We start from the raw sequence: 24,031 nt of genomic DNA on the forward strand, positions 1-24,031 counted from the left end.
ACCTCACATCCTCTTTTATAAAAATGGCGTATCGTCCAAGAAGTGAATTTTCTTTTCTGGTTCTAATGCATCAGGCGCATTGTGCTTTAAATGCATGATGTATTGTTTAAGCCAATGGGCAGGTGTACTATTGAAAAACGATTCTCTACTCCAACCAAGTAATGTTTCAGCAACATAAAAATAAAAGTCCCAATCCAATTCGTTGGACTGAGACTTATTCATCAGCTTTTTTTTTCAGTTTTTATCTTTTGAGCATCGTCCGCCTGAAAGATTTGGTTTTGGAAGATTCCTAAGACTACCTGGAAAACTCCTGGTAAATCATCTATAGATATCGCTCCCTCAAGTTCATGGATTGTACAGTCGGTTCCCCCACTCCGCACCATCGCATAGATTAAAGCTTTCATCAGCTTAAATTCATTTTTACCGAGCGTGACTCTTCCTTTTTTCATCATCTGATTAAGGTCTTTTTCAAACACATGATACGGTTTTCCATACGCTTGTTCCAAATACGGGAAACTTTCAAACGTAAAAATAACAGGGATTTCTACACCCTGTATCTTGATGGTATTTCTATTAATATTGACGTTTACCAAATCTCTTAATTTCGCCATTGTTTCAGCTCCATTCGTTTAATTAAAAATAGCCCTGAGTTAGTCCCAAACCAATGTAACGCTTGTATCTGTAACATTATCCGAGACTAAATTTACGGGCCGTTTAGGGTTTATCAGGAAAGATTGTCGCAATTTCGGATTCGTCACAAATAACTTGTTTCATGAAATCCTCAACTGTTATACCATCAGCGCCTTCACGTACCTCCGAAAATTTAACTTCTGTATTGTCGTTATATAAAAGTGGTGTAGCTTCATACGTTGCAGCCTGATCTTTAACTTCTGATTCCTCTGTGTTTGTAGAGAATGTTTCTTCTGCTGGTACTTTTTGTACTCGAGGATACCATCTAGCTACTTTGGATCCATCAGATAGTGGTGCAATAAAACCAAGAGCAAACATTGGGTATTCGTTAACCTTAGCGTTGCTGAACGAAATACCCTTAACAGGCGTTACTCCGTCCATCTTGTCTTGCACTTCTTGCGGCAAAGCAACATGTGTTAAGTTAAGAGTAAACTTTGAGTTTTTAGAAGCATTAACAAACATTTTGTTTGATGCCCATTTGACAACTGTTGTTGGATTCCCCGCAATTCCTAATTCGACAATGTTGTCCATTCTATAAATCTCTGTATCATAAGTTGGAATTGCATCTCGACTATCCTTTCCACCTTCCATAAAGGCAATAAATAGCGATTCAATACCAACTGGATATAATAACTGTTTTGCTTTTGAAGTTTCTGGCATATTCAATTAACCTCCCATTTTCTTAATAATTTTATCGGCCATAATATTGGCCACTTTTTCTGATTCAGCATCCCAAGTGTTCTGTACAAAGTGCCTGCCTTTAACCCTACCTCTACCATTTCTTTTCTTATGGCCATGTTCAGCAAGATGCCAGTACCAAGCATCATCCCCAAATACAACTTGCACCATGTCGCCTTTAACAACAACTTTTAAGCTGTCGCGTATGTGTCTTGTATTTCTATTGGATGTTGGTATACGTGGTTTTAACTGTTTGGCAAAGTACTCTGCAGCTTCTTCCAAAACATCGAGCGTTACTTTTTTATCGACTTTGAGCAGGGTTTTCATTTCCTTGAGCATGTCGGCAAAACCGTTGTTATTGGCGGGCATTGTTTAATCCCTAACGAAGTAACCCAAATAGTTTCTTTCGAATATATTCTCATCGGGCTCTTTTCGAATGTGATTTTCTCTACATTTTCTACACTCGACTAATGAAAATTCATTAGATTTGTGTAGTGTTGCTACCCATTCATGTTCACATTTACTCACTGCACACACCTCACATTGGTAATAAATTGTGTTATGGTATCGTCGTTTTCGTCATATGGAATGCCGAAAAACATATCATACGAAACCCCATGCGCATTGAATGCCTCTTTTAAAGGCTCATAGTCACTTTCGGTGCCATCAGTGATAACTGCTATCTGATAGAGTGGAAGCGACTTAATCACCTTGTTTGACGTTCTCTTGTGCGTTTCATTGACAAACTCATAAACTATATATGGATAAACCGCTGTGGTGGGTGCCGAATCTCTATAAACAGGGATGCCGGATTCTTTCATGATTGATCTCAACTGCTGAAAGTTAATTTGCATAAGATAAACTCATTTCCATCACACGATCATCTTCCCTCACATAAATACGTTCGATATTGTAAATTTGGTCACGAATTTTAATACGGTAATCTTTTTGATTGTCTTCGATTTTGCGATCTATACGGATCTCAATTTTCTTAACAACCTCATTCACATCACGTTCAGCAAAAGTTTTATCAGTAGCGGTAACACCGATATTGTTATATTTGATTTTGCGTTCAAATGGGTAACCCAACGTAGGCCTGTCCGTTTCAGGGTCAATGTACTCCCCTAGTTTGTGTAGATCACCAATCCATTTAAGCTTGTTCGTTTGTCTCTTCCTGTACGTCCTCCGCGCCATCGTCATACACCTCCTGAACAATAAAAGGTGTAATAGCACTCAGAGCCTGTTCCAATTCATAATCGGACACGCGGTAATCATACATGATGCCAGCAACCATAATGACCAGATATTCAGATTCTTTACCAGTTGCTTTTTTTACGTATTTCTGTGCCGTTTCCAAATAAAAAGGAAGGTTGGACTCATCCATACCTTCCTCCCAATGTATATGTGACTTTAACTTATCGATTAAATCAGCCATCATTATTCACCATCTCCAGGACCTTCTGGATCTGGTTCAGGAACTGGTTCAGTAACCGTTACTATGCATGTGTCTGTTTTGCTTCCGTCTGCTGTTGTAACAACAATTTCGGCTTCACCAGCCGCTTTAGCAGTAACCAAGCCTTTGTCATCAACAGATGCAACTCCCTGAGCTTTAGATGCATAGGTGACAGATTTGTCAGTAGCATTGGCAGGCGCCACAGTTGCGGTCAATTGTTGAGTTTCGCCAACTTCTAACGTTGCTGTTTTAGGAGCAATCGTCACACCCATGACAGCAATAGGCTTAGTCTTGACGGTTATTGTTGCTTTTTCTGATTCTTTATCACCAATAACTTCCGTAACAGCAAAAGAGTATTCTGTGTTGGGTTTTAAATCCTCCACCGTATACTCTTTGTCTTCTGTATTTCCAATCAATGCATCATCTTGATAAATATTATATGTCATTAATAATCTCCTTTCCTTTAGCCCTGATTAACGGTTATTCCCAAGTCAATTCCACAGTCGTTTCCGTTGGGCTTCCCGTTAAGTTTACGGGCTTGTTAGGGTTTAGTGGGAGCAGTAATTTCGTATTTATAAACAGGCGGCTCAAATGGGCTATAAATCAATTGAGCATCAAGTAAGTTCCAAATACGGAAGCCGACACGGTTAGTACGAGAAAACAATTCAACTAGCTTTTGAACTTCCATTGAACCAATTACATCTTGGATATAGAATTTCTTGTAATCACCAAAATAGATTACTGGAATAGTTGGGTCTTCTACATTGTCAATGGCATCCTCATCTTCTACTGGATAACCTAACAATGTGTATTTAATTCCATCCTGTGCTTGGGTCATAGGACGTAAAAGAGGAAACCCATCATCTGTTTTAAGCTGTTCGATTGCTGTTAATGCAGCTGTATTTAGCACCCAACGCGCTTTTTTACGAACTTCTTTAACAGGTGTGTTTTTCATCTCGACTAATGCATCATAAAGTGATTGTCCAGAAGTCAGATCAACTTCGCCAGTTGGAGTAAACACAACTGCCTTCTTAGACAATGCACCAGGGTTAACGTTGTCCTTTTCATCCCCATGAACCATATATTGAGTTTCTTTGCGAACGTATGCCTTTTTAAGTTCATCCATAACAATTTGTTCAATCGGTAAACCAGTACGAGCAAGAAGCTTTTTCGTAACAGTTGCCAATGCATCAAATTCAGTTGGAGATAGTTCGATTTCATCGAATTCAATGTCCGTTTCGGGCATTTCAGAAGTACGTTCTAACTTATGGCCTTGCGCTTCTGCTTTTTTAACAAGAACAGGGTACTTGATATTTTCCTTCGTTGTGACACGAGTTCCCAAACGGCGAAGGAAGTTTTCTTCCTGGGCATAGGTGATAATTTCTTTAGACATAAAGTCTGGAACTGTGACAGCACCATTTCCGCTGACAAGTCCAAGTGAACGCGCTTCTTTGTCGTCAATATTACCCACAATGTAATTAGCAAAGGCTTTGCGGATTTCATTTTCTTTTGCTTTAGATGATTTATGACCACGAGTGGAAAGGCCTTTGCCAATAGCGCCTAGTACTTTGTCACGCTGTTCTTGGGAAATTCTTTTCTTCCGTTCCTCATCCTCTTCGTCTTCATCATCTTTGTCGTCGTCCTTATCATCATCATCAGAACGGCCCTCGCCTTCTCCTGCAGTGCCCTCTTCACCTTCTTCAGGCATATCTGCAAGCGTATCAGCAATTTCTTGCTGTTCTGCAGTAAGCTCATCCACTTCCGCTTGAACAGCTTCAAGATCTTCTTCACGAACTTCATTCTTTTCTAATTTGGAGCGCAATTCTTCCAATCTAGCTTTATTTCTTTTTTGTAGAGCCAACAATAATTTTCTATTCATTTGAGCACCTCATTTATTTGTTTTATTAATTTGATCTGTCTTTCAACGGTTTTATCAATTTCTTTACTGCGCACAAGTGCAGCTTCTGTATCGTCATAGGCGGGCAGAGAAACTAAACTAATTTCAAACAATTCCACTTCATTGATGGTTCTTAATGCAGGTTCACTGTCATAGTCCCAAGTTTCGGACGTGACATAAAAGCCAAATGAGCATTGATCTATATCTCCACGTTCCATGCTCACTGCCAAGTCTCTCGCTAAAGTGGTGTCAGGCAATTCAAGATCAAACTTTAAGCCTTTTTCATCTTCTGAAAGTGATAGAGTACCTGCCTTAGTACGGCCAAGAACGTTATCCCAAGAATGGTTAAATAATGCTCTAATATCGTCGTTATCTTTTAGGGTTTGTTGGAATGCTCCAGGAGCGATAATTTCATCAAACCAATCACCTATGTTTGTCCTAGAATTAAAGACAGCTGCATAACCGCTCACCTTTAATGGTTCATCCTCTTTGGACCGTGTCCTAATATTGGTGATGTCAACCGTCCGTATCTCCCTCTTTTTCGCCATTGTCATCACCACCTTTCAAGCTGTCATTAGTTGCTTTTCCTAAATCCTCACTAGCTACTAAGTCCTTAGAAACATAAAGTTTAGTAGATTCTGGCGTTCCTAACCTATCTGCACCCAGCATTTCTCTTGCATCATCAGGAGCAAATACCATGGTTCGGACTAAGTTATAAGCAATATTCGTTTTCGTGCTATAAGGAACAAAATCAAGGATATTAATCTTGAATCTGATACGTTTGTTCGAATTTTGCCCATAAAAAAGAAGACTCAAATGGTCTTCAAAATTTTTCATTATCGGCTTCACCGCTTTGTTGTGGAGGTACATCATTGCTTTTTCCAAGTCAGACCTTATCAAGGCAGTATAGGTATCAACATTAATACCCAGGAATTTACCTAAATCCTTCTTATAGACATTGAGATAGGCAAGTATCTTTTCATCCTCCACAGGAGACTTCATAGCTTCTATGGCATAGCCCTTGCCCAACGGAATCATTTTAACGGACCGGGAATCATCTATTTGCTCCAACTGGTCTAAAATGGCTTTAATCAATTTAGACTGTGCCCCATTTGCAGGGTTAATATGAGCGTCCAATTTAAGCAGGAAGGCTAGCAATCCACCTTTAGTATATTTGTCTGTCAAAACCTTTTCAGCGCTCATAACGCCTTCTAGCGTGTTTTTACCAAGATCTAATAGACCAACGCCTTTTAAGTGGTTCGTTCCGATATTTTTAATATGCCTAATCATGTCGGGAGGGATTTCAACATTACCAATCTTAAAGTGCTCAACTAGGTTTTTATCTAGCTCGGTAGAAACACCTGCAGCCAAATGAATTTGCTTGTCGTTTAACAATGGAAAAACTTCACCAGTTAATAAAAAAGAATTGGTCATAAGCTTAATGAATTCCGATTGCGTTAAATAACTATTTGGATTCTTTAACACTTTAAGCGCTGGATCATTGCGAATTTCGTTGCCATCTTCATCCTCGACAACTATTTCAGCTAACATCATTTGGTTGGAGATATCTTGAAGTAATTCATAGACATCGCTAGATTCCAATATATTTCCTTCGCTTGCAAAAATAGAAGAAAAACGGACAGAACCGCCAAGACTTTCATTCATGCGTTTTTCTAATCGATTGTAAACAAAGTTAGAAAATCTCGTTCTCAATCCCAATTAATCACCTTCTTTCAGATTACGAACATTAAAATGTTTAGGATCCTGAAAATGTTCGGTTGCCACACCTAGCAACTAGGAGATAGTGGATCACTTCCTTTCTGGACTCACATTTGGGCTTTTCAGAAAATCCCCACCCACTATGCTGTCATATAATTTACGTGGCATTTTTCTTCCGTCTTTTGTCATTTCAACGCCATTCATGTATTCGAGTTCCTTTCGAATCAACTTTAATTCGGATGCAATTTCCTTTAGATATTTGTCCATTTGTCCCACCTCACTAAATACTATTCCGTATATGAGCAACTAAAGGTTTTCGGTTCATGACTTGATGATTCATTATAATTTTCTTAGGAACATACCAAGTGGAGCGAAGGCATTTTTCCTTCTCGATTTCGCTAATCGTTTCATCGATATTTTCCAAAATCTCTTTTATTTGCTCCCAAGCATTAGTGACAATCTTTTTAAGTTCATTGCATAGTTCTTCAAATTTTTCCATTTATGAACACTCCCTTAATATAATCCATGCTAAAAGTTTGTAAATTCCAAAGACAATCCATGCAGCAATAGATATCATGCCAACTATGGAAATCATAATCAAACTATTAAATGCGGCCTTAATACTATCCATTATGAATTCTCCCTATCTATAAATAGATTTCAGATAATCATCTAAATCTTCCGGCTCTACATAGGCATCCATCATATTCAATGTTTCTTTGTGGCCAATCAAACAAGCGACAAAACCATCAATATGCTCAACGCTTTTTCGCTTGGAAGGAGCCTTTAAATTATTGATATTGGTAACGATTTTTGCATTTTCTGCGCAAAATAAAAGCAACGGATTATCAGTGATAACCGCTGCAGTTTGTTGTTCATTAAATTGTCTGTCTTGGAGAAGTAACATTTCAAAATCATCAAAAGGCTCATTCATATGTGTTGGATACTGTGGTACCTCCACACACGGGATCCCAAGCATTTCCCATCCCTCTACTAATCTTTCAGCTAATGCCGGATCATAGTTTATTTGCGTAAGGTTAAAATACTCATATACCCATTCCACATATTCATTTACCATATCTTCGTCAATTGTTTTACCTGGACAAATAGTAACTAATTTTCTTTCAGCCAATGCCCGATAAGGAACATTTCTTTGTTTCTCCTTTTCTTCAATGCCAAATTCCGGAACAAAATACATTTGTTTTACCTTTAAAAGTGGATCTCCATTATCATCAAAGGAAGGTATTTGAATAGAAACGCAAGTTAAGTCTGTACGCCTGGATAAATCCACGCCAATAACTGCAGTTTCTCCAAGAATATCCCCAAGATCATCCACCAGCATTTTTTCAACCTGTGACTTATCAAAATACGCATCCGCATAGTTGACAAATACATCTAAATGTTTACTCATAAACTCAGCCTTATCAAAACTATTATTTTGAGCCATTTTGAATTTATTTTCTAGAAATTCCATATTGACCGATACACCCATATTCGGGTTAACCATTTTCCATACATCACGGTTAGTCCAATCAAAACCTTTATTGGGTTCGTAAATCATACCGAACCAAGAATCATCATCATCATTTTTTACGACCTCTTTAACGTAAGAATGTATCTGATTACCAAGAGAACCTGATTGTTTACCAGCTGTAGTGGTGACAATATTTAATGGTTCTTCCTGGGCGATTTGTGCAGAACGTAAGTTATCGTACTGCTCACGGTCTATTTGCGCATGGACTTCATCAAAATAGTTAATATATGGGTTTTTACCTTCGTTACCAGCATTATCCCTCGAAAGCACATCAATTCTGTTTTCGTATTTGTACCCATCTTCCACAAATTCATAAACGACAGAACGAATTGTTTTTTCTTTCCCATGATAGATTCGAGTGCCCATTATTAGGTCTGGGCTATTTTGTATTGTTAATGCTAATGGTTTAGCCGCATTTTGACATTGTTCAAACGTGTTCGCACTAATATAGCAATTAGCACCTTTAACCCCTTCACCATAAACACCATAAAGAACAATGGCAGCACCCATAATAGTTTTTCCATTTTTCTTAGGCACTTGAAAATAAACATCTCGAATGACACGGACTTCCCGTCCAAATTCATTTATTTTTTGCCAACCGTAGACATTCGCAAAGAAAAACTTTTGCCATGACTCCAAGATAAGTGGTTGACCAGCCAATCGACCAATCGCATGTCTAACAAAAGTTTCGGTAAAATATATCATTGCGTTGGCTTTTTCGTTATTCCAAAATATGTCTTTACGTTTTTTCCATTTTTTATAGCGTTTAACTGCTAACTTTATGGAATCGGGATAGGCTTTACGATTCGCTTCAAATTCTTTTACAAATTCGTCTGCATAATTGGTTTCGAAATCAATCATTTTGTCATCCGCTGCCTAAACATTAAAAGTTTATTGTCTGGTACCTCTTCTTTCGGCTTTTCTTCTTCACTCTCTTTTTTCGAACGAGCACCATAATTTTTAACAAGATCTCTACTCTTTCCATCCAATCCGAGTTGGCCAAGAAGGCGGGCCAATTCTTTTCGAAGTTTTTCCGTTTTATCTTCCTGGTACTCTTCATAGGCATCTACATATAAATCAATGAGCAAATCCAAAGCAGGTGAATAGGTACCAGCTTCAACTAAGGCATTTATCACTTTTTCGCGTGGGTCAGGACCACTATTTGTAGTACTACGTTTCTTTGCAGTACTACGCTTTGGTTTAGTGCCTAATTTTTCATTCCATTTGTCACGACTTTTCCATGCAGAAATAGTTTTTTCAGGAACATCTAAAATCTTTGCAAGTTCACGATTCATAATACTTCCGTCATGTTCTTTGAAAATAGAAAATGCTTTTTCTCTTTTTGGATTTTTAGGTCTAGCCAATACCCCCCTCACCTGCCTTTCGTAGTACTATTTTTTTCGGAAAATCTCAATGAGGTGCGCGTTTGCACCCCTGCTACCTATCTCCCCGATGAGTCAAAAATTTTATTTTGATAGGGGGGCTATACTTCGAAGTACTTTGGAATACTACATTCTTCACTTTCTTTTTCTTCAATTGGATGACATATTTCACATAAAAGCTTAATATTATCAGGATCTAGCTTTAAATGTGGCGCTTTGACTACTGAAATGATGTGATGTCTATGTGCTTGTCTACCAAATACAAACTTCCCACACCTTTGACAACAACCACCATCTCTTTCATACACATAATCCGATACTTGTTTCCAAGCCGAAGAGTTATAGAATGATTTATTCTTATGATTAAACTTAGATCGTTTACGTCTTCGTCTATGTTGAGTACAGTAGAATCCCTTACTGATTAAGTTGTTACATCCTTGTTCACCACAGTATTTCATTCTGTATCAGACAAGTAAGCTATAATGTCATCCTTCCTAGTTACATCAGCTGGTATGTCAATGCCACTATTGGCTGCATACTCCTTTAATTGTGGGATAGTTAGTTTACTTAGATCCGTAACTACAGGTGTATCACCATTGCCTATTGGCAGATCATCTACAACCTTCATATCCTCACCACTTGCTAGATCCACTCCACCTATCATTGATTTAGGATCCTTAGTAACTTCAAAGCTTGGCTTCTCACCTGCAGGAACAAACAATGTACGCTTAGCTTCAGTATCCCAGTATTCTGTACCTGTTAATGTTTTACGGATTAATACTTTCATAGCTTATCGACTCCTTTTAATGAAATATAAAAAGACACCCGATTAACGAGTGCCTTGGTATCCGCGTCTTTATATTTTTTGATACTACCATCTTAGCACCGTTATTACGGAAAATCCTGCCATCATCCTGCCAAAAGTCTGCCATTTTTCTGCCACTCTATTTTCCTATACTTTTCAGTTATCCATATCTTATAAACTGGGTAACTTAACCAAAGGCTGGAAGCCTTGATATCACTGTTCTAAGTGCATTTCCTTAAAATGAGTTACACACTTGTTTTTTATGGTTATCTAATACATATAAAGCGTTACTTTTCTCAATATGGACAGATACCAGGACATAAAAAATACCACCCAACAATAAAGTTAGGTGGATTAAATCTTAAAGTCTTTCAAAGCCCTGTCCATAGAGTCCTGGTTGATTCCAATGTATCGTAAGGTGATTTTCTCCTCACTATGATTAAAGATCTCCTGAAGCAAAGCTACGTCTTTATACTTTATATAGAAATGATACCCGAATGTCTTTCTTAGCGTATGTGTGCCTATCCCATCCAATCCCACATAGTCCGCAGCTTCTCTTAATATCTTATATGCCATACTCCTGCCAATAGGCTTATTTAGACCCTCACGGCTTTTAAACAGGTATTCATCATCCTCTTTGTTTTCAATGTATCGTTTCAATTCTCTTTTAAGTCCTGGAGTCATGAGGATGCGTTTCTGTTTTTGTGTCTTTTGCTCCCTTAAATCAAAGTATGATTTCTTGGCATCCCTCACCCTAAGTGGCAATATATCTGATATTCGCAATCCACTGTTTATTCCAGTGACGAACAACATATAATTTCTTTCACTCTGTTGCCTAAGATATTTCTTCATTTCATTAATCTGGTCGGGATCCCGAATAGGATGGACAAAGTTCATGCGCCCTCCTCCTCTTCCGCATATACTTCAATACCAAGGGCGAAGGCCAATTTATAAAAGGCTTTAGATTTATAGCGATGGTAAGTTCTTTCGCTCATGTTTAGCTCGCTGTACACCTCATAATCAAAGACATCATCCTCTGTCATATACCTCATAATCAAGATGGCCCTTTCTTTATATCCCAAGCGATTAACAGCTAAGGTGATTCTTTTAATATATTTTGATCTTTCCAATTCATAATTTGCATTATTAACTGCTGCCTGTTCAGTGGAAGAATGAAATTCATTGGTGTTTGTTGGTGGCAAAAGCGAAAAACTTTGCGTAACTTTTGGAAGCTGATCTAATTCTTGGGTGAGCAACATGATCCGATATCTTTCTAATGCACTTTCCACTTCTTCCTTTGTGGCCTTACGATCTATTGCAGATAATTGGAAATCAAGCTTTGTCATCAATCATCAACCTCCATTTATTTTTGGCGAATGGCGCCACCTCTTCCCCTGCTATAAATAGGCCTGTCCATCCCCATAAGACTCCTTAATTCGGAATCCGTGAAATGCTCTCTACGGCGTTTTTTATTCTTTTGCTTTTCCTGTTTCACAGCCATATGATCTTGCTTCCAGACTTTCAATTGCTCTTTTAAACTACGGTTCATATTCTCACTTCCTTTTTTAAAATAATAAAAAGGACACCAAACAACGCTTACTGCGTCATTCAGTGTCCTCCAGTTGGCTGGTAGAACTATACTTATAATTTTAAATCTTTAAATAGTCTATCAAGCATTTTTTTGTAACTTTCATTTAATCTCAAAACTATTTCTTTATCATAAAGTATTTTATCGTCTAGCATTTTATTATATAGAAAGGCGTAATGATTCAAACTATCGACGGCAGACGTTATCATTTTAATATCTTTATAAAAATCAGTGGGAATACTTCTCAAGTCAAAATTTTTACTAATAACGTTGGTGTGATATGAGATGTCTCTAACTGTAAAATTAAGATCTTCCTCTCCTAAATCACCCAATGCAATTAAATTACTGTGATTATATACACTATAAAAATTTCTCTTATGGATGATTAGAAGTCTCCTTAATTCTTCATAGTTCCATAATTTACTTTCATTTATGGTGATAGTTGCAGCTTTAATTGCATATCTTCCAGCTAACCAGGCTCCTAAAAAAGCCCCTCCAAGAGTTCCCGCAAATCCTAAAAAGGAATCATGAATGGTTTTAAAGGAAAAATCATTGGTTACAATAAAAAATATTAGAGATAAAATGATTACTAAGAAACTACCTAAGATAACATTGTAAAACAGCTTGTCAATACCTTTCAAAACTCCTCCCCCTCCTCCTTCCTCATACGCTTCACTTTCCCTTGATGTGTCACTATTTTATATTCCCCAAAGGGAGGAAGCTCCCTTACTTTTGCTTTCCCATCACAGATCACAATTACACAACTGGATGGTATTTCCATTATATCAATTTCTAGTCTATTTGCACTAGTTAATTCTATATCTTGTAGTTTCATTGAGATATTCCTCCCAGTATATGGTATAATTTTTTTAGACGCGCTGGGAGGAATCCTGGCTTTTTTATTTTTCTTCGTGCTCAATCGCTTCTAAATATTTCCCACAATGAGGGCATTTCTTTTTGGGAACAATTTCATATTGTAATTCAGTCACTTCACATTCCTTGCAGACATATTCGATCATTTAAAACATTCCCTTATTTAAAATGCGTTCCTCATATAAATCTTCTAGCTCCGGTGTGCTTTTTAAAAGAAGAATGCTTTTGTCAATGCCAGTGCGTTTGAGCAATTCATGAATAAGTTCTTCTCTACTCATAAACGGACAAACCTTTCGTTTTGATATTCACTTGCAGTGGAGATCAGCCAATCAATATCCTCTGGTTTAATACAGCGCTCATATTCCCAGTTTCCCTTAATATCTTTCAATCTCTCGATAATAGACCTATCATCCTTTGCCCCTTGAATAAAATCCTCGTTGATCCATCCCGTTGTATAATCATTTTTCAAAAGATAATCCACTTGTTCGTTTAATGCGTCCATACGAATGTTAAGAACAATAAACCACTTATTTTGATACTTTACCTGCTGCCCGATTTTATATTTCAATTGGTGCATGTTTATCCAACTCCTTTTATCTTGTCTTTTCCATAAGCATGATTGAATAGTTTTGGGATCCGTTACCCCCGTTTTTTTGTCTCATTCGGAGTCCTCCAATGCTTGGCGTACCAATTCTTCAACTTCCGTCGGAATATCACTACATTCGCGTATATCTTTTAATGCTTCACGCAACCGATCTTTTTCAGCTTTTAATGTATTTGCTACCCTATGCAGTAGGAATATTTCCTCGTTCTTTTCTCTTACCTGCTCAATAAGATATTTATTATGGGCGCTGTATCCCTCGATCAGTAGCTGTTGTACGTTCATTTCCTCCCCTCCAATACTGCCATGCCTTCCCGATCCTCATCTTGACGGAAATGATCGATAGCTTGATTTATAACTCTCCGCAATCGAATGTTTTCTTTTTCCTGTTTTTGGATGGTATCAGCGAATCTATCAGCATACCCTTTGTAGAACCGAACTTCGTCTTTTAATTGTGTGTTTTCTTCTTTAATCTGATTTGTGTATTTTTCAACGCTCTCCATCGCTACATCCTTAGCATGGTGGACAACCGTTTTTGAACCTTTTAATGCGTCGGTGAGCCGTTCTATTTCCTTCTGCTGTTCCTTCAAAGTGGAGAACATCCACTCCATGTCACTATGCGAAAGAACTGTATCAATCCCTTGTTCTACGGCCCAATTAAATTCATGTTTTATATCTTCTAATCGTCCCTTATCCATTAACCTCTACCTCCATGCAAAATTATTAAATTGGCAAACACAATACAGACAATAGCCATCCATAGGGTAAACTTTGAAACTTCTAATTTTGTAAAACTGTGCACTGCACCAATTAACAACCAAGAGAAGATAATAAATAAATTTATAAATATATTCATCCTTCTACCTCCTAAAACTTCCCTATATCCTCGCCATGAGAATCCTTATATTCACGTCTTGTATGATTCCAACAATATTCACACATCACCGCCCCTGAATCTGCCAGAAACGGCGTTGTCCTGACTTTTGCTATATCTTCACAGTAATCGCATTTTGGTGGCATTTGCGCTCCCATCATTTCCAATGTTTCAAGCCAACAATTTAATTCTTCACTTAATTGGTCATTAGGAGTTAATTCCGCATATCTTTGTAATGCAGCAATCGCAACTGGATCTGTGTCTGGTTTCAAAACAAAGAAACTATTAATCTCTTCACCCGTATCACTTTTTAATACTCTGTACTTTCCGTAGAGACCTTGTTCCACTGTTCTTCACTCCTTATCTACTTCACAATTTGTGTCAACTGCTGGTATTATCTAAACAGTCAAACCCTCGTCTAAAGTGGATTTTGTATAATCAATTTCATTTCCTTCTTGATAACCCCTTTGATAAGCTGCGACTTCTTCAATGGGAGGAAATCTCCAACTTAATCCCTTCGTATCTTTAAACATGTCATTATAGGCTGTTTTCACTTCTTCAGGGACCAAAACCATCAGTCCATATTCTTGTTGCATTTGATTTACTTGTTCTTCAAATTTTTCTTCTAGACCATTTAAAAAACCTCTAGTGTAAGAGTTTTTCAGTTCTGCTGTAAAGCTTCTTTCTCTGGTTAAATAATTTTCTTCATAGTAGTCATCAACAAAATTACGAACATAAAAGGTTAAAACATCATAGCCTAGTACATACATTTCCCTTGCGAGTTCTACATCACTCTGAAACCCCATAAAAATGATTGCTCGTTTCTTTCTGTTTTCACCCTTAAGAATTTTATTGCTATAATACCATTTAACTCTAAAATTATTAGCTATAATATTTGCTAAAGCACGTTCCCACCAATAAAGGGTTTTATACGCTGTCGCTTGTCCTTCTGATATTTCCCTGGCATCTTCTTGAACCTCAACATCAGATAAAGATATGTCGTATTTCATCATTAATTTTTGAGCCATAATAAATGCCGTTTGACATTCTTCATCATTTTTATGGTCATTTGCTATCGCAAGCAACCCTTTTATTTTATTAATAATGGCATCGTTACGATTTTCCATTTTGGTCCCTCCACTTTTTTATTCGGGCATCCGCAAATGGTTTTCCCATCCAACTTGTTAATTCTTCGAGATAAAACGGCTCGTGACATCTCGGACAATTGGGAATCATTTTTCTCCCGCGATATTGTTTCTCCAAGCTTTTAATGACGACCAGCCATGGCTTATAATTAATTATCTGTTTTCGCTGTTCCAGCAAATTTTCAACCTGCTGTTGCATTCTTTCACCGTTCATCGCCAATTCGTACATAGCGTCATATGGATCAATCACAGCTCCACAACTTTGACAATTAACACGTCGATTTTTGGTATCAATCATGAAACGCCGATTCTCACATTTGTAATTCTACTCATTATTCTTCCACCTCTTTCAATACTCTTTTTTATAAACACCCACAATGCATGGGAATTTGCTTTGTTCTTTTCGCCAATCTCTAAAACTTAGGAATCTATTGCCGACGGCCATCATATAATCTAGAGATAGCTCATGGCAGTTAAGTGGCTGCATACCAGTGTGTCTGAAAAAATATGACCTAGCTTCTTCTGGGCTTTCTGCATACACAAAAGCAAAAGTGTTTTCAGCATATTTGATGGAATATATTTTGATTTTGCTAAAGCCTAAATAATTACTTTGAATCATGCGATCTAGCCTTTCCTTGTTGATCGGCAGTTGATCTAATACCGAATCATCATCATTGGTGCTGATCTTGCCCTCTTGAAGTAATAAAAGTATGTAATGGGCTAAAGTGGATTCCTCGTATCTGATTGCGTCCTCATACAGCTCGCGTATGGTAGGCATCTAGTATTTCCCCTGTAAATTCGTTATAAACTGTATTCACAGTTCCGACTGGACCGTTTCGCTGCTTGGCGACAATAATTTCAAGCATTTTATTATCGGATCCTTTGTCGTAATATTTTTCTCGATACAGAAACATTACGACATCCGCATCTTGTTCAACACTTCCCGAATCTCGGATATCCGATAAAAATGGGCGTTTATCTTGCCTTTGTTCCACGTTTCTAGATAGTTGGGATAAAGCAATGACTGGGCAATTAAATTCTTTGGCCATTCCCTTAAGGTCCCTGGAAATCTCTGTCACTTGTGCGTTTGCATTTCCATTATGATGGTGTAAAGGGCGAATCAAAGTTAAATAGTCAATGATGATTACAGGCTTTTTGCCAGGGTGTTGATGCATCATTTTACGAGTTTTTGCTCTCATTTCTGACACAGTTTGTCCCGGATCATCAAAGATTTCAATGTTCGTTTCGTTAACCCTGCCGATGATGTGAGACCATTTTTCTTTTTGCAAAGGAGTTAAATCTTTGTATGGATTTCGCATTTTCATCCGATTGATCCCACCCGTGCTGGCAACCAACCTATCTGTCAAGTTCTCCTTTTGCATTTCTAACGAGAAGAGTATTGGCAAATGCCCTGCCCAACCCGCCTGTTTCGCAAAATGCAACATCACATCTGATTTCCCCATCGATGGTCTTGCAGCTACTATCGTCAGTTCTCCATCCTGAAAACCATTTGTCATATCATCCAGTTGTTTTATGCCTGTTAAAACACCCTTTTGTTGCGATGTTTCTTTCCACGGTGCTTCAAACACTCTTACTAGTGCATCTGCAATAGATGTGTGATCGTCATCCCGAACTTCGTTGATAGCATCCAGAGCAGATATGACTTTACCAATCTCCCAATCTTCTTCTTTCGCGATTGCTAGAATGTTTTTCTTTTCGCGCTCTTTCCATGCTTCCAACACTAGCTGTTCATATTCTTCCACTTTTTGCGGATTCGCTAGACTGATCAAGTCGTTTATGTAGCTTGCTCCACCAAAGCTTTCCAAATTCGATTCAATCGATAGAGTAGCAATATCAACTGAATTGCCTTTTTCTACAAGGTTTTTCATGCTTGTAAATAACGCCACATGCCATGCTTTTTCAAACTGATTTGCCTTTAAGCCAGAATCTTTGATTAGATAATTTTCTTTAAGCAACGTTCCAAGATACGCCTGTTCAATCTTCATGCCAATCCTCCCCTGCGTTTATGTCGTAATTGAATGGTGCTGGACTACCTGGGTCCGGCGGGTCCTTCTTTTCAGGTTTTTGATTTAGGTAGCTTTCGAATTTTGTCCCGAACAAAGTGTTAGGTCTCAAATATTGGCTCATATCGTTGTTATTAAGCCAATCAGCTATTTTATTATCAATGACCGTTTTAAAATCCTCTACACGGAAGCCTTCGTTCCATCTTGCTTTTATGACTTTTCTAGTGGCTGGGGTTGTGTGTCTGAAATTTTTACCAGCTGCACGGTTGAGATAATTTATTATCTCGACATATATATTATCTATATCTAATTCTTTATCTATGTCGGTTACATTTTTGTTACATGTAACGTTACCTGTAGCGTTACCACTTTCAAGACGTTTTTTCTCACGATGTTTGGCAACACGCTGACGATTTTGTTCACGAATTTTTTCAAGTCCTTCAAGGCTTTGGTGCTTGTCCCAATTGCTAATTCGTATAAAAGATTGGTCATCGATCTCAATCATTCCGAATTGCTTAAATGTCTCTAATGCAAGCCTTACAGTCGTCACTGGACGATGAAAAAGTGTGGCTAACATCTCATCTGTATATGGAATGTTTTCACTTAAAAAAATGTACCCACTTGCATTTGTTCTACCTGCTTGAGCAAGTAATTTAACCCAAATAATTAAGATCGTGTCAGCTTCCGGCATGCTCTCGATCAAACGTATCTTTTCATCCTCAAACATTTGAGTGCTTAACTTGATCCACTTCACACTCAACAATAATCACTCCTTTTCAAAGTGTGGCATTGCACTCCATTACAGCATTTGCTATAATGGAGTTATCAATTAGTTTTTTTACTCAGTGCAGTAATTGAGCCCGAACTCAGTTGCTGCTTTTTTTGTTGTCATTTTTCTTGTCCCTTCCGATCATAATTCCGATTGCTAGTGCTCCATAAGTGACTAACCACATTCCGAATAAATCCATCAGACATCCTCCTCAATCGGTTCAGATTGCAATTTCTCATATCGTTCTATCTCAAACGGTTCAAATTGCAACTTCTCATATCGCTCCATTAATTCCTTAATGATTTGTTCACAAGTGAATAATCCAGGCTTATCCTTATGTACTTCCAAGATGCATCTTGCCCAATTACCCAATTCTTGGTATTTCTCGTTTATATCCAAAAGATGAAACCTCCTATCAAAGTCGTTAAGTTTTGCACCACTGTAGGAATATCAATACCGAAAATTAATGCAACCGCCACCTCCTGTGCCTGTGTAACGTTACACCATTTGATTAGATCTTCAGCTTTCAAAATCACCTTGTTGTTTTCTAATTTTGATATTGTGCTTCTTGGCAAATACAGTTCCTCCGCCATTTCTTCTTGACTTAGACCAGCATGCAATCGAGCCTTTCTTAACACTGCCCCTAGATTCATTTCACCAACTCACCCCCTTTAATGTTCAAAAATAGAACATGTTCTCGAAGCGAACAGCATTTAATCTCAATACCTAGTAAACTAGACTTATGAGAAAGAAGTAAAAATACTAGCAAAATGTTTGTCCAGAAATTCGGACATTTTGCTTGCCTGAAAGCTCCAAGTTTGCCCTTGAGACTTGGGATAATAGACAAAACCACCATGTTCGGCATCTAAAATTTTTCGAAAACGAGTGGGAAAAAGAATGTTTTCTTTTATCCATTCAGACTTTTTGCTAATACGCTTTTCAAGATCTTTCATATTCCAGTAGACACCTGTTAGTTCATTACGTTTTAACTCTTCCAGTTCAACTTTTGAAATGAGAACGGAATCAGCTGGAATAGGTATTGATAAATTTACATTTAGTTGCTGCATTGATCGTAGTCACTCCTTATACAAAGTAAATTCACTTGTAGTTAACTTTTAATTTAAAAAAATATCATCCGGATTAGAATTAAAGACACTTGCTATTTTTACTGACATTTCATATGATAATCTGCGTTTGCCATTTTCTATCATCCAGTAATATTCCTTGGTAATACCTACTTTTTCTGCAACTTCTTGATAAGTTAATCCTGCGTTAATTCTTATTTTCCGTAATTTATCAAGTGTCATTACAGTCCTCCTTTCCGCTTGTGTTAACTTGAGGTTAATTCCATTGTAGTTAACTACTGGTTAAATGTCAATACATTTACCGAAAAAAGTTTCTAATTAGTTAACTTACTATTAATTTGCTTTTTGTTATCTACTTGTTAACTTATAATAGTATCAGGAAACGAGGTGTTGATTTGTGTTAGGTAAACGTCTTAAAAAATTACGAAACGAACAAGGCCTTACCCAAGAACAGTTAGGTAAAATAATAAACGTAACTAAAGTTTCTATTTCTGGTTATGAAAATGGAAATAGAACGCCTGATACAGAGACACTTCAAAGTCTTGCAGATTATTTCGAAGTATCAACTGATTATCTATTAGGAAGAACTGATAAGGATAGTGAAGAAAAAACAGCCGAAGAAATATATGAGGATCCTGATTTTCAATACGCTATGAGAAGTGCCCAAGGACTTTCGGAGGAAAGTAAACAAAAAGTTTTTGATTTCATAGAAATGATGAAAGAAGTTGAAAAGGCACGGAAGAATAGTGAAACGAAAAATAACAAATAATTACTATTGCCCTACCAGGGCTTTTCTTATACACTTATATAGAACATACGTTTGTTAGAGGGGGATATCTTAAATGGATATTATAATGACTGATTTAGAGGTGGATATAATGAATCTGTTTTTAAGTATGGACATTCATAAGCCTCAAGAAATTGATATATGGAGAATTGCGAGAGAAATGGATATCTGGATCCATTACTACGAAGATGAAAGTAAAGCCACCAAATTTAACGGCTCCTATTACATACTTTTAAACAATGAGTTATCACCTCAAGAAGAATATCAAGACTTCGCACATGAACTTGGCCACATTATACGGCATGTGGGAAATCAGCATAAATTAAGGCTAGCATTTCGAAAATTACAGGAACATCAGGCAAATAATTTTATGTACCAATTTTGCGTTCCTACATTCATGTTGCAAAATTATGAGATTGTTAACTATTACAATATTGAGGACGGTATTCCAATTATCGCAAAGAATTTCAATGTTACGGAGGAGTTTGCTAGAAAGCGACTAATTCAATTTAGAAATAAAATCCAGCAAGCCAAGTCGGATGAAGAACATAGAAAATTTATGGAGTCATTATACCCAAAAGCTCCACCATACAGCAAAGAAACCATGAAGGTTATGGAGGATTTATCAGCCATTCTATACAAGAAAGGACTGAAAAAATAATGCCACAACAAAGGTTATATTACGATTTTATGGATGGCCAGCTAATTCCCTTTTGGTATGTGTTATCTTTTGACCCCGGGGAAATTAATTGGGAAAAGTCAGCTTTTTATTACAATGCTATAAAACCATTTACATTTATTGAAAGGGGTGATTTTGATGAGTCATTAATTAGTATGTCTATTACTCTATCAGATTTAATATTTAACATGGATTTTCCTAATAGGATTGGTATTAACCTAAAAAGTCTCAAAAGAAAAATTGAATCTCATAGTGTAGATCCATATGTTATCCAGCAATTTATATTATCTACACCAGAAATAAATGATTTTCTTATGTTTTTGCCAGCCAGAAAACATATGGAGTTTGTAGGAAGGAGATAATGTGAATGGCAACTTTTCAAAAAAGGGGTAAAACATGGCAATATACGATAAGTCGCTATACCAACGGGAAATATGACCCTATTAGAAAAGGAGGTTTCCGTACAAGAGGTGAAGCAAAAGTAGTTGCTGATGACATTGAGTATAAATTGGGTAAAGGGATGAGAATTGAGAATGACCCAATCCCGTTAGCGAAGTACTTCGAAGACTGGTTTACGCTCTATAAAACCGATTTAGCTAAACAAACATTAAACCATTATAAAGATACTTTAAGATACATCGAAGAATATTTTTCGGATAAGGCGATTCAAAATATAAAAAGGAATGATTATCAAGAGTTTTTAAACGAATACGGAGAAAAGTATTCCAAAGAAGTTATGTTAAAAGTGAATGGTCATATTAAAGCTGCAGCAGAACACGCTATGGAAGATGAAATCATCCGAATTAATTTTGCGAAAGGAATTAAGGTAACAGGAAAACCGCCTAAAAATAAAAAAGAAAAACATTTAGAGTTTGAAGAAAGTGAATTGCTATATGAGGAATTATTTGGACGCATAAATACTGGTTTGAGTTATTACGCTGTTTTACTTCTGCTGGTATCGGGATTACGATTTGAGGAATTGGTCGGCTTAACAAGACCAGATTTTGATTTCGATAATAACACAATCAATATTGAAAAAACATGGGGATATAAGAAGAGCATGCCAAAAGGTTTTGGCCCTACTAAAAACGAAAAATCCGAGCGAATAATCGGCATCGATCCAAAAGTAATGAAAGAATTTAAAAAGTTATTTTTGCAGATGCCAGATAACATTCACCGATTAGTTTTCTTTAGTCCATCCTCAAAGTATAAATGTTTAAGTAATAATGCTGTAAATAAATCACTTAGAAAGACATTAGAAGATTTAAATATAAAAAATATTATTACAGCCCATGGTTTGCGACATACACACGCTAGTGCATTAATTTATAAAAAAGCATCAATGATCTATATCAGCGAACGATTGGGACATGCTTCACCGGATATAACTTATAGACGATATGCACACGTAATGAAAGAATTGAGAAAAGAGGATGAAACGATTGCTGTTAACATGTATTAAATGTGTAGCGTTTGTGTTGCACAGAAACAAAACGTATTGATTCCAAACAAATTTAGAAATAACAAAAAAAACTCGCAAACCCTTATACATCAAGGCTTGCGAGCAGATAAAATATTTTTTGTCTTAACCTAACTTTACTATAGAATACCGGTGGTCGGGGTCGAACCGACACTCCTTACGGAACACGATTTTGAGTCGTGCGCGTCTGCCAATTCCGCCACACCGGCATAGTTCATGGAGGCGGCAACCGGATTTGAACCGGTGATAAGGGTGTTGCAGACCCGTGCCTTACCACTTGGCTATGCCGCCAACTATATGGAGCGGAAGACGGGATTCGAACCCGCGACCCCCACCTTGGCAAGGTGATGTTCTACCACTGAACTACTTCCGCTAAAACTGGGCTAGCTGGATTCGAACCAACGAATGACGGAGTCAAAGTCCGTTGCCTTACCACTTGGCTATAGCCCAATAATATAATGGGGCGACTAGTGGGAATCGAACCCACGAGTGTCGGAGCCACAATCCGATGCGTTAACCACTTCGCCATAGCCGCCATAATTTTAAAAATTTTGGCAGGGGTAGTAGGAATCGAACCCACATCAAAGGTTTTGGAGACCTTCGTTTTACCATTAAACTATACCCCTAAAATGGTGGTGGGGGACGGATTCGAACCGCCGAACCCGGAGGGAGCGGATTTACAGTCCGCCGCGTTTAGCCACTTCGCTACCCCACCATGGAATCTATTAAATGGTGGCTCAGGACGGAATCGAACCGCCGACACAAGGATTTTCAGTCCTTTGCTCTACCGACTGAGCTACTGAGCCTTATTACCATTTATGTATAAATGGCGGTCCGGACGGGACTCGAACCCGCGACCTCCTGCGTGACAGGCAGGCATTCTAACCAGCTGAACTACCGGACCATTATTGCGGGGGCAGGATTTGAACCTGCGACCTTCGGGTTATGAGCCCGACGAGCTACCAGACTGCTCCACCCCGCGATGAAAAAAGTGACCCCTACGGGATTCGAACCCGTGTTACCGCCGTGAAAGGGCGGTGTCTTAACCGCTTGACCAAGGGGCCAATATATTTTTGAATGGCGGAGAGCAAGGGATTTGAACCCTTGAGACAGCGTTAGCCGCCTACACGATTTCCAATCGTGCTCCTTCAGCCACTCGGACAGCTCTCCAATAATGGCTCCGCAGGTAGGATTCGAACCTACGACCGATCGGTTAACAGCCGATAGCTCTACCACTGAGCTACTGCGGAATAATATGCCTGGCAACGTCCTACTCTCACAAGGGGAAACCCCTTATTACCATCGGCGCTGAAGAGCTTAACTACCGTGTTCGGGATGGGAACGGGTGTGACCTCTTCGCTATTGCCACCAGACTTTACTTGCATAGGATTGTGCTGACTTCTGTGTTGATGATTGACATGAGCGATCTAATCAAAAGATCTTTTGTAGAATCGACATATCTTATTATAACTAATTTTATGTAAAAATCAAGAGAATTTTTTATTCTCTCAAAACCAGATAAAGGAGAAGACAAACACAAGAAGGTTTGAATACAATCTAGCTCCAGCGCCTATCGACTAGCAAACATCGATGGACAGGCGCTTCCGCTTTAGGCCTACAGGATGTAGGTCAGGACGGCGTTGCCACAGGAAGTGGCGCACTTAGCCGTTCTTCCTATAATTGATTAAGTCCTTGACCGATTAGTATCCGTCAGCTACATGTGTCACCACACTTCTACCTCGGACCTATCAACCTGATCATCTTTCAGGGGTCTTAAGGCTTTAAAAGCCTAGGGAAATCTCATCTTGAGGGGGGCTTCATGCTTAGATGCTTTCAGCACTTATCCCTTCCGCACATAGCTACCCAGCTATGCCTCTGGCGAGACAACTGGTACACCAGCGGTGCGTCCATCCCGGTCCTCTCGTACTAAGGACAGCTCCTCTCAAATTTCCTGCGCCCGCGACGGAT

41 protein-coding genes, 13 tRNA genes and 2 rRNA genes are annotated in these 24,031 nt (G+C 38.1%); 4 read left to right on the plus strand and 52 right to left on the minus strand.

Annotated features, from left to right (window positions below; genetic code table 11):
• Window positions 1-15: 15 nt before the first annotated feature.
• The 37 genes from MUB24_RS06130 to MUB24_RS06305 form a co-directional block, all read right to left on the minus strand.
• Window positions 16-222, minus strand: coding sequence for a hypothetical protein (locus tag MUB24_RS06130; RefSeq protein WP_244702356.1), 207 nt, complete (start codon window positions 220-222; stop codon window positions 16-18).
• Window positions 222-611: a hypothetical protein gene (locus MUB24_RS06135; RefSeq protein WP_244702357.1), complete on the minus strand. Its 390-nt coding sequence runs from the start codon at window positions 609-611 to the stop codon at window positions 222-224. The genes MUB24_RS06130 and MUB24_RS06135 overlap by 1 nt, the downstream gene beginning before the upstream one ends.
• A 103-nt stretch (window positions 612-714) precedes the next feature.
• Window positions 715-1,350: a major tail protein gene (locus MUB24_RS06140; protein ID WP_244702358.1), complete on the minus strand. Its 636-nt coding sequence runs from the start codon at window positions 1,348-1,350 to the stop codon at window positions 715-717.
• Window positions 1,351-1,356: 6 nt separating this feature from the next.
• A complete protein-coding gene (locus MUB24_RS06145; RefSeq protein WP_244702359.1) occupies window positions 1,357-1,737 on the minus strand; it encodes an HK97-gp10 family putative phage morphogenesis protein in 381 nt (126 codons plus the stop codon).
• Between the two features lie 155 nt (window positions 1,738-1,892).
• The gene (locus MUB24_RS06150) at window positions 1,893-2,222 is read right to left on the minus strand and encodes a hypothetical protein (RefSeq protein WP_244702360.1); all 330 of its coding nucleotides are present in this window, start codon (window positions 2,220-2,222) and stop codon (window positions 1,893-1,895) included.
• Window positions 2,212-2,562 (minus strand): head-tail adaptor protein, encoded by a 351-nt coding sequence (locus MUB24_RS06155; protein ID WP_244702361.1) that lies wholly within the window; start codon window positions 2,560-2,562, stop codon window positions 2,212-2,214. Before MUB24_RS06155 ends, MUB24_RS06150 begins: the two co-directional genes overlap by 11 nt.
• Window positions 2,519-2,803, minus strand: coding sequence for a phage gp6-like head-tail connector protein (locus MUB24_RS06160; RefSeq protein ID WP_244702428.1), 285 nt, complete (start codon window positions 2,801-2,803; stop codon window positions 2,519-2,521). The genes MUB24_RS06155 and MUB24_RS06160 overlap by 44 nt, the downstream gene beginning before the upstream one ends.
• 2 nt (window positions 2,804-2,805) lie before the next feature.
• Window positions 2,806-3,267: an Ig-like domain-containing protein gene (locus tag MUB24_RS06165; protein ID WP_244702362.1), complete on the minus strand. Its 462-nt coding sequence runs from the start codon at window positions 3,265-3,267 to the stop codon at window positions 2,806-2,808.
• A 95-nt stretch (window positions 3,268-3,362) separates the two neighbouring features.
• On the minus strand, window positions 3,363-4,700 hold the full coding sequence (locus MUB24_RS06170) for a phage major capsid protein (RefSeq protein ID WP_244702363.1): 1,338 nt from the start codon (window positions 4,698-4,700) through the stop codon (window positions 3,363-3,365).
• The gene (locus MUB24_RS06175; RefSeq protein WP_244702364.1) at window positions 4,697-5,266 is read right to left on the minus strand and encodes an HK97 family phage prohead protease; all 570 of its coding nucleotides are present in this window, start codon (window positions 5,264-5,266) and stop codon (window positions 4,697-4,699) included. Before MUB24_RS06175 ends, MUB24_RS06170 begins: the two co-directional genes overlap by 4 nt.
• On the minus strand, window positions 5,235-6,437 hold the full coding sequence (locus MUB24_RS06180) for a phage portal protein (RefSeq protein WP_244702365.1): 1,203 nt from the start codon (window positions 6,435-6,437) through the stop codon (window positions 5,235-5,237). Before MUB24_RS06180 ends, MUB24_RS06175 begins: the two co-directional genes overlap by 32 nt.
• A 90-nt stretch (window positions 6,438-6,527) precedes the next feature.
• Window positions 6,528-6,704: a hypothetical protein gene (locus MUB24_RS06185; protein ID WP_244702366.1), complete on the minus strand. Its 177-nt coding sequence runs from the start codon at window positions 6,702-6,704 to the stop codon at window positions 6,528-6,530.
• Window positions 6,705-6,717: 13 nt separating this feature from the next.
• Entirely contained in the window at window positions 6,718-6,936 is a 219-nt protein-coding gene (locus tag MUB24_RS06190) for a hypothetical protein (RefSeq protein ID WP_244702368.1), read from the minus strand.
• Window positions 6,937-7,080: 144 nt separating this feature from the next.
• Window positions 7,081-8,832 carry a terminase large subunit gene (locus tag MUB24_RS06195; protein ID WP_244702370.1) on the minus strand — a complete coding sequence of 584 codons (1,752 nt, stop codon included), beginning with the start codon at window positions 8,830-8,832 and terminating at the stop codon, window positions 7,081-7,083.
• Window positions 8,829-9,335: a phage terminase small subunit-related protein gene (locus MUB24_RS06200; protein WP_244702372.1), complete on the minus strand. Its 507-nt coding sequence runs from the start codon at window positions 9,333-9,335 to the stop codon at window positions 8,829-8,831. The genes MUB24_RS06195 and MUB24_RS06200 overlap by 4 nt, the downstream gene beginning before the upstream one ends.
• 119 nt (window positions 9,336-9,454) lie before the next feature.
• The gene (locus tag MUB24_RS06205; RefSeq protein WP_244702374.1) at window positions 9,455-9,811 is read right to left on the minus strand and encodes an HNH endonuclease; all 357 of its coding nucleotides are present in this window, start codon (window positions 9,809-9,811) and stop codon (window positions 9,455-9,457) included.
• Window positions 9,808-10,140 (minus strand): hypothetical protein, encoded by a 333-nt coding sequence (locus MUB24_RS06210; RefSeq protein WP_244702376.1) that lies wholly within the window; start codon window positions 10,138-10,140, stop codon window positions 9,808-9,810. Before MUB24_RS06210 ends, MUB24_RS06205 begins: the two co-directional genes overlap by 4 nt.
• A 372-nt stretch (window positions 10,141-10,512) precedes the next feature.
• Window positions 10,513-11,055: a site-specific integrase gene (locus tag MUB24_RS06215; RefSeq protein ID WP_244702378.1), complete on the minus strand. Its 543-nt coding sequence runs from the start codon at window positions 11,053-11,055 to the stop codon at window positions 10,513-10,515.
• Window positions 11,052-11,504, minus strand: coding sequence for an ArpU family phage packaging/lysis transcriptional regulator (locus MUB24_RS06220; protein WP_244702429.1), 453 nt, complete (start codon window positions 11,502-11,504; stop codon window positions 11,052-11,054). The genes MUB24_RS06215 and MUB24_RS06220 overlap by 4 nt, the downstream gene beginning before the upstream one ends.
• A gap of 17 nt (window positions 11,505-11,521) precedes the next feature.
• Complete coding sequence (locus MUB24_RS06225) at window positions 11,522-11,707, minus strand: hypothetical protein (protein ID WP_244702380.1); 186 nt, start codon at window positions 11,705-11,707, stop codon at window positions 11,522-11,524.
• A gap of 92 nt (window positions 11,708-11,799) precedes the next feature.
• On the minus strand, window positions 11,800-12,387 hold the full coding sequence (locus MUB24_RS06230) for a hypothetical protein (protein ID WP_244702382.1): 588 nt from the start codon (window positions 12,385-12,387) through the stop codon (window positions 11,800-11,802).
• Complete coding sequence (locus MUB24_RS06235; RefSeq protein WP_244702384.1) at window positions 12,384-12,581, minus strand: XtrA/YqaO family protein; 198 nt, start codon at window positions 12,579-12,581, stop codon at window positions 12,384-12,386. The genes MUB24_RS06230 and MUB24_RS06235 overlap by 4 nt, the downstream gene beginning before the upstream one ends.
• Window positions 12,582-12,765: 184 nt before the next feature.
• On the minus strand, window positions 12,766-12,897 hold the full coding sequence (locus tag MUB24_RS23195; RefSeq protein WP_280516888.1) for a hypothetical protein: 132 nt from the start codon (window positions 12,895-12,897) through the stop codon (window positions 12,766-12,768).
• Window positions 12,894-13,196, minus strand: coding sequence for a hypothetical protein (locus MUB24_RS06240; RefSeq protein WP_244702386.1), 303 nt, complete (start codon window positions 13,194-13,196; stop codon window positions 12,894-12,896). Before MUB24_RS06240 ends, MUB24_RS23195 begins: the two co-directional genes overlap by 4 nt.
• An 81-nt stretch (window positions 13,197-13,277) precedes the next feature.
• Window positions 13,278-13,505: a hypothetical protein gene (locus MUB24_RS06245; protein ID WP_244702388.1), complete on the minus strand. Its 228-nt coding sequence runs from the start codon at window positions 13,503-13,505 to the stop codon at window positions 13,278-13,280.
• The gene (locus tag MUB24_RS06250; protein WP_244702390.1) at window positions 13,502-13,918 is read right to left on the minus strand and encodes a hypothetical protein; all 417 of its coding nucleotides are present in this window, start codon (window positions 13,916-13,918) and stop codon (window positions 13,502-13,504) included. Before MUB24_RS06250 ends, MUB24_RS06245 begins: the two co-directional genes overlap by 4 nt.
• Window positions 13,918-14,076, minus strand: coding sequence for a hypothetical protein (locus MUB24_RS06255; protein ID WP_244702392.1), 159 nt, complete (start codon window positions 14,074-14,076; stop codon window positions 13,918-13,920). The genes MUB24_RS06250 and MUB24_RS06255 overlap by 1 nt, the downstream gene beginning before the upstream one ends.
• Before the next feature lie 11 nt (window positions 14,077-14,087).
• Window positions 14,088-14,441, minus strand: a complete 354-nt coding sequence (locus tag MUB24_RS06260) for a hypothetical protein (protein ID WP_244702394.1) — start codon at window positions 14,439-14,441, stop codon at window positions 14,088-14,090.
• A 51-nt stretch (window positions 14,442-14,492) separates the two neighbouring features.
• Entirely contained in the window at window positions 14,493-15,221 is a 729-nt protein-coding gene (locus MUB24_RS06265; RefSeq protein ID WP_244702396.1) for a DUF2786 domain-containing protein, read from the minus strand.
• Entirely contained in the window at window positions 15,208-15,537 is a 330-nt protein-coding gene (locus MUB24_RS06270; protein ID WP_244702398.1) for a hypothetical protein, read from the minus strand. The genes MUB24_RS06265 and MUB24_RS06270 overlap by 14 nt, the downstream gene beginning before the upstream one ends.
• A gap of 51 nt (window positions 15,538-15,588) precedes the next feature.
• Window positions 15,589-16,017 (minus strand): hypothetical protein, encoded by a 429-nt coding sequence (locus tag MUB24_RS06275; protein WP_244702399.1) that lies wholly within the window; start codon window positions 16,015-16,017, stop codon window positions 15,589-15,591.
• Window positions 15,992-17,245, minus strand: a complete 1,254-nt coding sequence (locus MUB24_RS06280) for a replicative DNA helicase (protein ID WP_244702400.1) — start codon at window positions 17,243-17,245, stop codon at window positions 15,992-15,994. The genes MUB24_RS06275 and MUB24_RS06280 overlap by 26 nt, the downstream gene beginning before the upstream one ends.
• Complete coding sequence (locus tag MUB24_RS06285) at window positions 17,235-18,026, minus strand: phage replisome organizer N-terminal domain-containing protein (protein WP_244702401.1); 792 nt, start codon at window positions 18,024-18,026, stop codon at window positions 17,235-17,237. The genes MUB24_RS06280 and MUB24_RS06285 overlap by 11 nt, the downstream gene beginning before the upstream one ends.
• A gap of 204 nt (window positions 18,027-18,230) precedes the next feature.
• A complete protein-coding gene (locus MUB24_RS06290) occupies window positions 18,231-18,431 on the minus strand; it encodes a hypothetical protein (RefSeq protein WP_244702402.1) in 201 nt (66 codons plus the stop codon).
• Window positions 18,422-18,685 (minus strand): helix-turn-helix domain-containing protein, encoded by a 264-nt coding sequence (locus MUB24_RS06295; protein ID WP_244702403.1) that lies wholly within the window; start codon window positions 18,683-18,685, stop codon window positions 18,422-18,424. The genes MUB24_RS06290 and MUB24_RS06295 overlap by 10 nt, the downstream gene beginning before the upstream one ends.
• Window positions 18,686-18,772: 87 nt before the next feature.
• A complete protein-coding gene (locus MUB24_RS06300) occupies window positions 18,773-19,099 on the minus strand; it encodes a DUF771 domain-containing protein (protein ID WP_244702404.1) in 327 nt (108 codons plus the stop codon).
• Between the two features lie 48 nt (window positions 19,100-19,147).
• Window positions 19,148-19,339 (minus strand): helix-turn-helix transcriptional regulator, encoded by a 192-nt coding sequence (locus MUB24_RS06305; RefSeq protein WP_244702405.1) that lies wholly within the window; start codon window positions 19,337-19,339, stop codon window positions 19,148-19,150.
• A 175-nt stretch (window positions 19,340-19,514) separates the two neighbouring features.
• On the opposite strand from MUB24_RS06305, the gene MUB24_RS06310 reads away from it, so the two are divergent.
• From MUB24_RS06310 to MUB24_RS06325, 4 genes are all read left to right on the plus strand, one after another.
• Window positions 19,515-19,886 carry a helix-turn-helix domain-containing protein gene (locus MUB24_RS06310; RefSeq protein WP_244702407.1) on the plus strand — a complete coding sequence of 124 codons (372 nt, stop codon included), beginning with the start codon at window positions 19,515-19,517 and terminating at the stop codon, window positions 19,884-19,886.
• 73 nt (window positions 19,887-19,959) lie between these two features.
• Window positions 19,960-20,565: an ImmA/IrrE family metallo-endopeptidase gene (locus tag MUB24_RS06315; protein ID WP_244702408.1), complete on the plus strand. Its 606-nt coding sequence runs from the start codon at window positions 19,960-19,962 to the stop codon at window positions 20,563-20,565.
• On the plus strand, window positions 20,565-20,945 hold the full coding sequence (locus MUB24_RS06320; RefSeq protein ID WP_244702409.1) for a hypothetical protein: 381 nt from the start codon (window positions 20,565-20,567) through the stop codon (window positions 20,943-20,945). Before MUB24_RS06315 ends, MUB24_RS06320 begins: the two co-directional genes overlap by 1 nt.
• Before the next feature lie 5 nt (window positions 20,946-20,950).
• Entirely contained in the window at window positions 20,951-22,045 is a 1,095-nt protein-coding gene (locus MUB24_RS06325; RefSeq protein WP_244702410.1) for a tyrosine-type recombinase/integrase, read from the plus strand.
• A gap of 145 nt (window positions 22,046-22,190) precedes the next feature.
• On the opposite strand, the gene MUB24_RS06330 is transcribed toward MUB24_RS06325, so the two are convergent.
• The 15 genes from MUB24_RS06330 to MUB24_RS06400 form a co-directional block, all read right to left on the minus strand.
• Window positions 22,191-22,272, minus strand: a tRNA-Leu gene (locus MUB24_RS06330).
• Between the two features lie 8 nt (window positions 22,273-22,280).
• Window positions 22,281-22,354, minus strand: a tRNA-Cys gene (locus MUB24_RS06335).
• Between the two features lie 7 nt (window positions 22,355-22,361).
• A tRNA-Gly gene (locus MUB24_RS06340) sits at window positions 22,362-22,436 on the minus strand.
• Between the two features lie 5 nt (window positions 22,437-22,441).
• Window positions 22,442-22,513, minus strand: a tRNA-Gln gene (locus MUB24_RS06345).
• 9 nt (window positions 22,514-22,522) lie between these two features.
• Window positions 22,523-22,598 (minus strand) — tRNA-His (locus MUB24_RS06350).
• Between the two features lie 17 nt (window positions 22,599-22,615).
• Window positions 22,616-22,689: transfer RNA gene (locus MUB24_RS06355), tRNA-Trp, on the minus strand.
• Between the two features lie 4 nt (window positions 22,690-22,693).
• Window positions 22,694-22,778 (minus strand) — tRNA-Tyr (locus MUB24_RS06360).
• Window positions 22,779-22,793: 15 nt separating this feature from the next.
• Window positions 22,794-22,869: transfer RNA gene (locus MUB24_RS06365), tRNA-Phe, on the minus strand.
• Between the two features lie 21 nt (window positions 22,870-22,890).
• Window positions 22,891-22,967: transfer RNA gene (locus MUB24_RS06370), tRNA-Asp, on the minus strand.
• Between the two features lie 4 nt (window positions 22,968-22,971).
• Window positions 22,972-23,045 (minus strand) — tRNA-Met (locus MUB24_RS06375).
• 10 nt (window positions 23,046-23,055) lie between these two features.
• Window positions 23,056-23,127 (minus strand) — tRNA-Glu (locus MUB24_RS06380).
• Between the two features lie 14 nt (window positions 23,128-23,141).
• A tRNA-Ser gene (locus tag MUB24_RS06385) sits at window positions 23,142-23,233 on the minus strand.
• A 5-nt stretch (window positions 23,234-23,238) separates the two neighbouring features.
• Window positions 23,239-23,313, minus strand: a tRNA-Asn gene (locus tag MUB24_RS06390).
• A 7-nt stretch (window positions 23,314-23,320) separates the two neighbouring features.
• Window positions 23,321-23,436, minus strand: a 5S ribosomal RNA gene (gene rrf / locus MUB24_RS06395).
• Between the two features lie 307 nt (window positions 23,437-23,743).
• Window positions 23,744-24,031 (minus strand): 23S ribosomal RNA (locus tag MUB24_RS06400); the annotation flags it as partial.

Origin of the sequence: Lederbergia sp. NSJ-179 (assembly GCF_022867885.1) — a bacterium.
Taxonomy (GTDB): Bacteria; Bacillota; Bacilli; order Bacillales; family Bacillaceae_C; genus Lederbergia.

Excerpts from the sequence above, each read along its gene's own strand:
- MUB24_RS06130 (WP_244702356.1), bottom strand. The coding sequence starts at position 222 with ATGAATAAGTCTCAGTCCAACGAATTGGATTGGGACTTTTATTTTTAT.
- MUB24_RS06135 (WP_244702357.1), bottom strand. The coding sequence starts at position 611 with ATGGCGAAATTAAGAGATTTGGTAAACGTCAATATTAATAGAAATACC.
- MUB24_RS06140 (WP_244702358.1), bottom strand. The coding sequence starts at position 1,350 with ATGCCAGAAACTTCAAAAGCAAAACAGTTATTATATCCAGTTGGTATT.
- MUB24_RS06145 (WP_244702359.1), bottom strand. The coding sequence starts at position 1,737 with ATGCCCGCCAATAACAACGGTTTTGCCGACATGCTCAAGGAAATGAAA.
- MUB24_RS06150 (WP_244702360.1), bottom strand. The coding sequence starts at position 2,222 with ATGCAAATTAACTTTCAGCAGTTGAGATCAATCATGAAAGAATCCGGC.
- MUB24_RS06155 (WP_244702361.1), bottom strand. The coding sequence starts at position 2,562 with ATGGCGCGGAGGACGTACAGGAAGAGACAAACGAACAAGCTTAAATGG.
- MUB24_RS06160 (WP_244702428.1), bottom strand. The coding sequence starts at position 2,803 with ATGGCTGATTTAATCGATAAGTTAAAGTCACATATACATTGGGAGGAA.
- MUB24_RS06165 (WP_244702362.1), bottom strand. The coding sequence starts at position 3,267 with ATGACATATAATATTTATCAAGATGATGCATTGATTGGAAATACAGAA.
- MUB24_RS06170 (WP_244702363.1), bottom strand. The coding sequence starts at position 4,700 with ATGAATAGAAAATTATTGTTGGCTCTACAAAAAAGAAATAAAGCTAGA.
- MUB24_RS06175 (WP_244702364.1), bottom strand. The coding sequence starts at position 5,266 with ATGGCGAAAAAGAGGGAGATACGGACGGTTGACATCACCAATATTAGG.
- MUB24_RS06185 (WP_244702366.1), bottom strand. The coding sequence starts at position 6,704 with ATGGACAAATATCTAAAGGAAATTGCATCCGAATTAAAGTTGATTCGA.
- MUB24_RS06190 (WP_244702368.1), bottom strand. The coding sequence starts at position 6,936 with ATGGAAAAATTTGAAGAACTATGCAATGAACTTAAAAAGATTGTCACT.
- MUB24_RS06195 (WP_244702370.1), bottom strand. The coding sequence starts at position 8,832 with ATGATTGATTTCGAAACCAATTATGCAGACGAATTTGTAAAAGAATTT.
- MUB24_RS06205 (WP_244702374.1), bottom strand. The coding sequence starts at position 9,811 with ATGAAATACTGTGGTGAACAAGGATGTAACAACTTAATCAGTAAGGGA.
- MUB24_RS06210 (WP_244702376.1), bottom strand. The coding sequence starts at position 10,140 with ATGAAAGTATTAATCCGTAAAACATTAACAGGTACAGAATACTGGGAT.
- MUB24_RS06215 (WP_244702378.1), bottom strand. The coding sequence starts at position 11,055 with ATGAACTTTGTCCATCCTATTCGGGATCCCGACCAGATTAATGAAATG.
- MUB24_RS06220 (WP_244702429.1), bottom strand. The coding sequence starts at position 11,504 with ATGACAAAGCTTGATTTCCAATTATCTGCAATAGATCGTAAGGCCACA.
- MUB24_RS06225 (WP_244702380.1), bottom strand. The coding sequence starts at position 11,707 with ATGAACCGTAGTTTAAAAGAGCAATTGAAAGTCTGGAAGCAAGATCAT.
- MUB24_RS06235 (WP_244702384.1), bottom strand. The coding sequence starts at position 12,581 with ATGAAACTACAAGATATAGAATTAACTAGTGCAAATAGACTAGAAATT.
- MUB24_RS23195 (WP_280516888.1), bottom strand. The coding sequence starts at position 12,897 with ATGAGTAGAGAAGAACTTATTCATGAATTGCTCAAACGCACTGGCATT.
- MUB24_RS06240 (WP_244702386.1), bottom strand. The coding sequence starts at position 13,196 with ATGCACCAATTGAAATATAAAATCGGGCAGCAGGTAAAGTATCAAAAT.
- MUB24_RS06245 (WP_244702388.1), bottom strand. The coding sequence starts at position 13,505 with ATGAACGTACAACAGCTACTGATCGAGGGATACAGCGCCCATAATAAA.
- MUB24_RS06250 (WP_244702390.1), bottom strand. The coding sequence starts at position 13,918 with ATGGATAAGGGACGATTAGAAGATATAAAACATGAATTTAATTGGGCC.
- MUB24_RS06255 (WP_244702392.1), bottom strand. The coding sequence starts at position 14,076 with ATGAATATATTTATAAATTTATTTATTATCTTCTCTTGGTTGTTAATT.
- MUB24_RS06265 (WP_244702396.1), bottom strand. The coding sequence starts at position 15,221 with ATGGAAAATCGTAACGATGCCATTATTAATAAAATAAAAGGGTTGCTT.
- MUB24_RS06270 (WP_244702398.1), bottom strand. The coding sequence starts at position 15,537 with ATGATTGATACCAAAAATCGACGTGTTAATTGTCAAAGTTGTGGAGCT.
- MUB24_RS06275 (WP_244702399.1), bottom strand. The coding sequence starts at position 16,017 with ATGCCTACCATACGCGAGCTGTATGAGGACGCAATCAGATACGAGGAA.
- MUB24_RS06280 (WP_244702400.1), bottom strand. The coding sequence starts at position 17,245 with ATGAAGATTGAACAGGCGTATCTTGGAACGTTGCTTAAAGAAAATTAT.
- MUB24_RS06295 (WP_244702403.1), bottom strand. The coding sequence starts at position 18,685 with ATGAATCTAGGGGCAGTGTTAAGAAAGGCTCGATTGCATGCTGGTCTA.
- MUB24_RS06300 (WP_244702404.1), bottom strand. The coding sequence starts at position 19,099 with ATGCAGCAACTAAATGTAAATTTATCAATACCTATTCCAGCTGATTCC.
- MUB24_RS06305 (WP_244702405.1), bottom strand. The coding sequence starts at position 19,339 with ATGACACTTGATAAATTACGGAAAATAAGAATTAACGCAGGATTAACT.
- MUB24_RS06315 (WP_244702408.1), top strand. The coding sequence starts at position 19,960 with ATGGATATTATAATGACTGATTTAGAGGTGGATATAATGAATCTGTTT.
- MUB24_RS06320 (WP_244702409.1), top strand. The coding sequence starts at position 20,565 with ATGCCACAACAAAGGTTATATTACGATTTTATGGATGGCCAGCTAATT.
- MUB24_RS06325 (WP_244702410.1), top strand. The coding sequence starts at position 20,951 with ATGGCAACTTTTCAAAAAAGGGGTAAAACATGGCAATATACGATAAGT.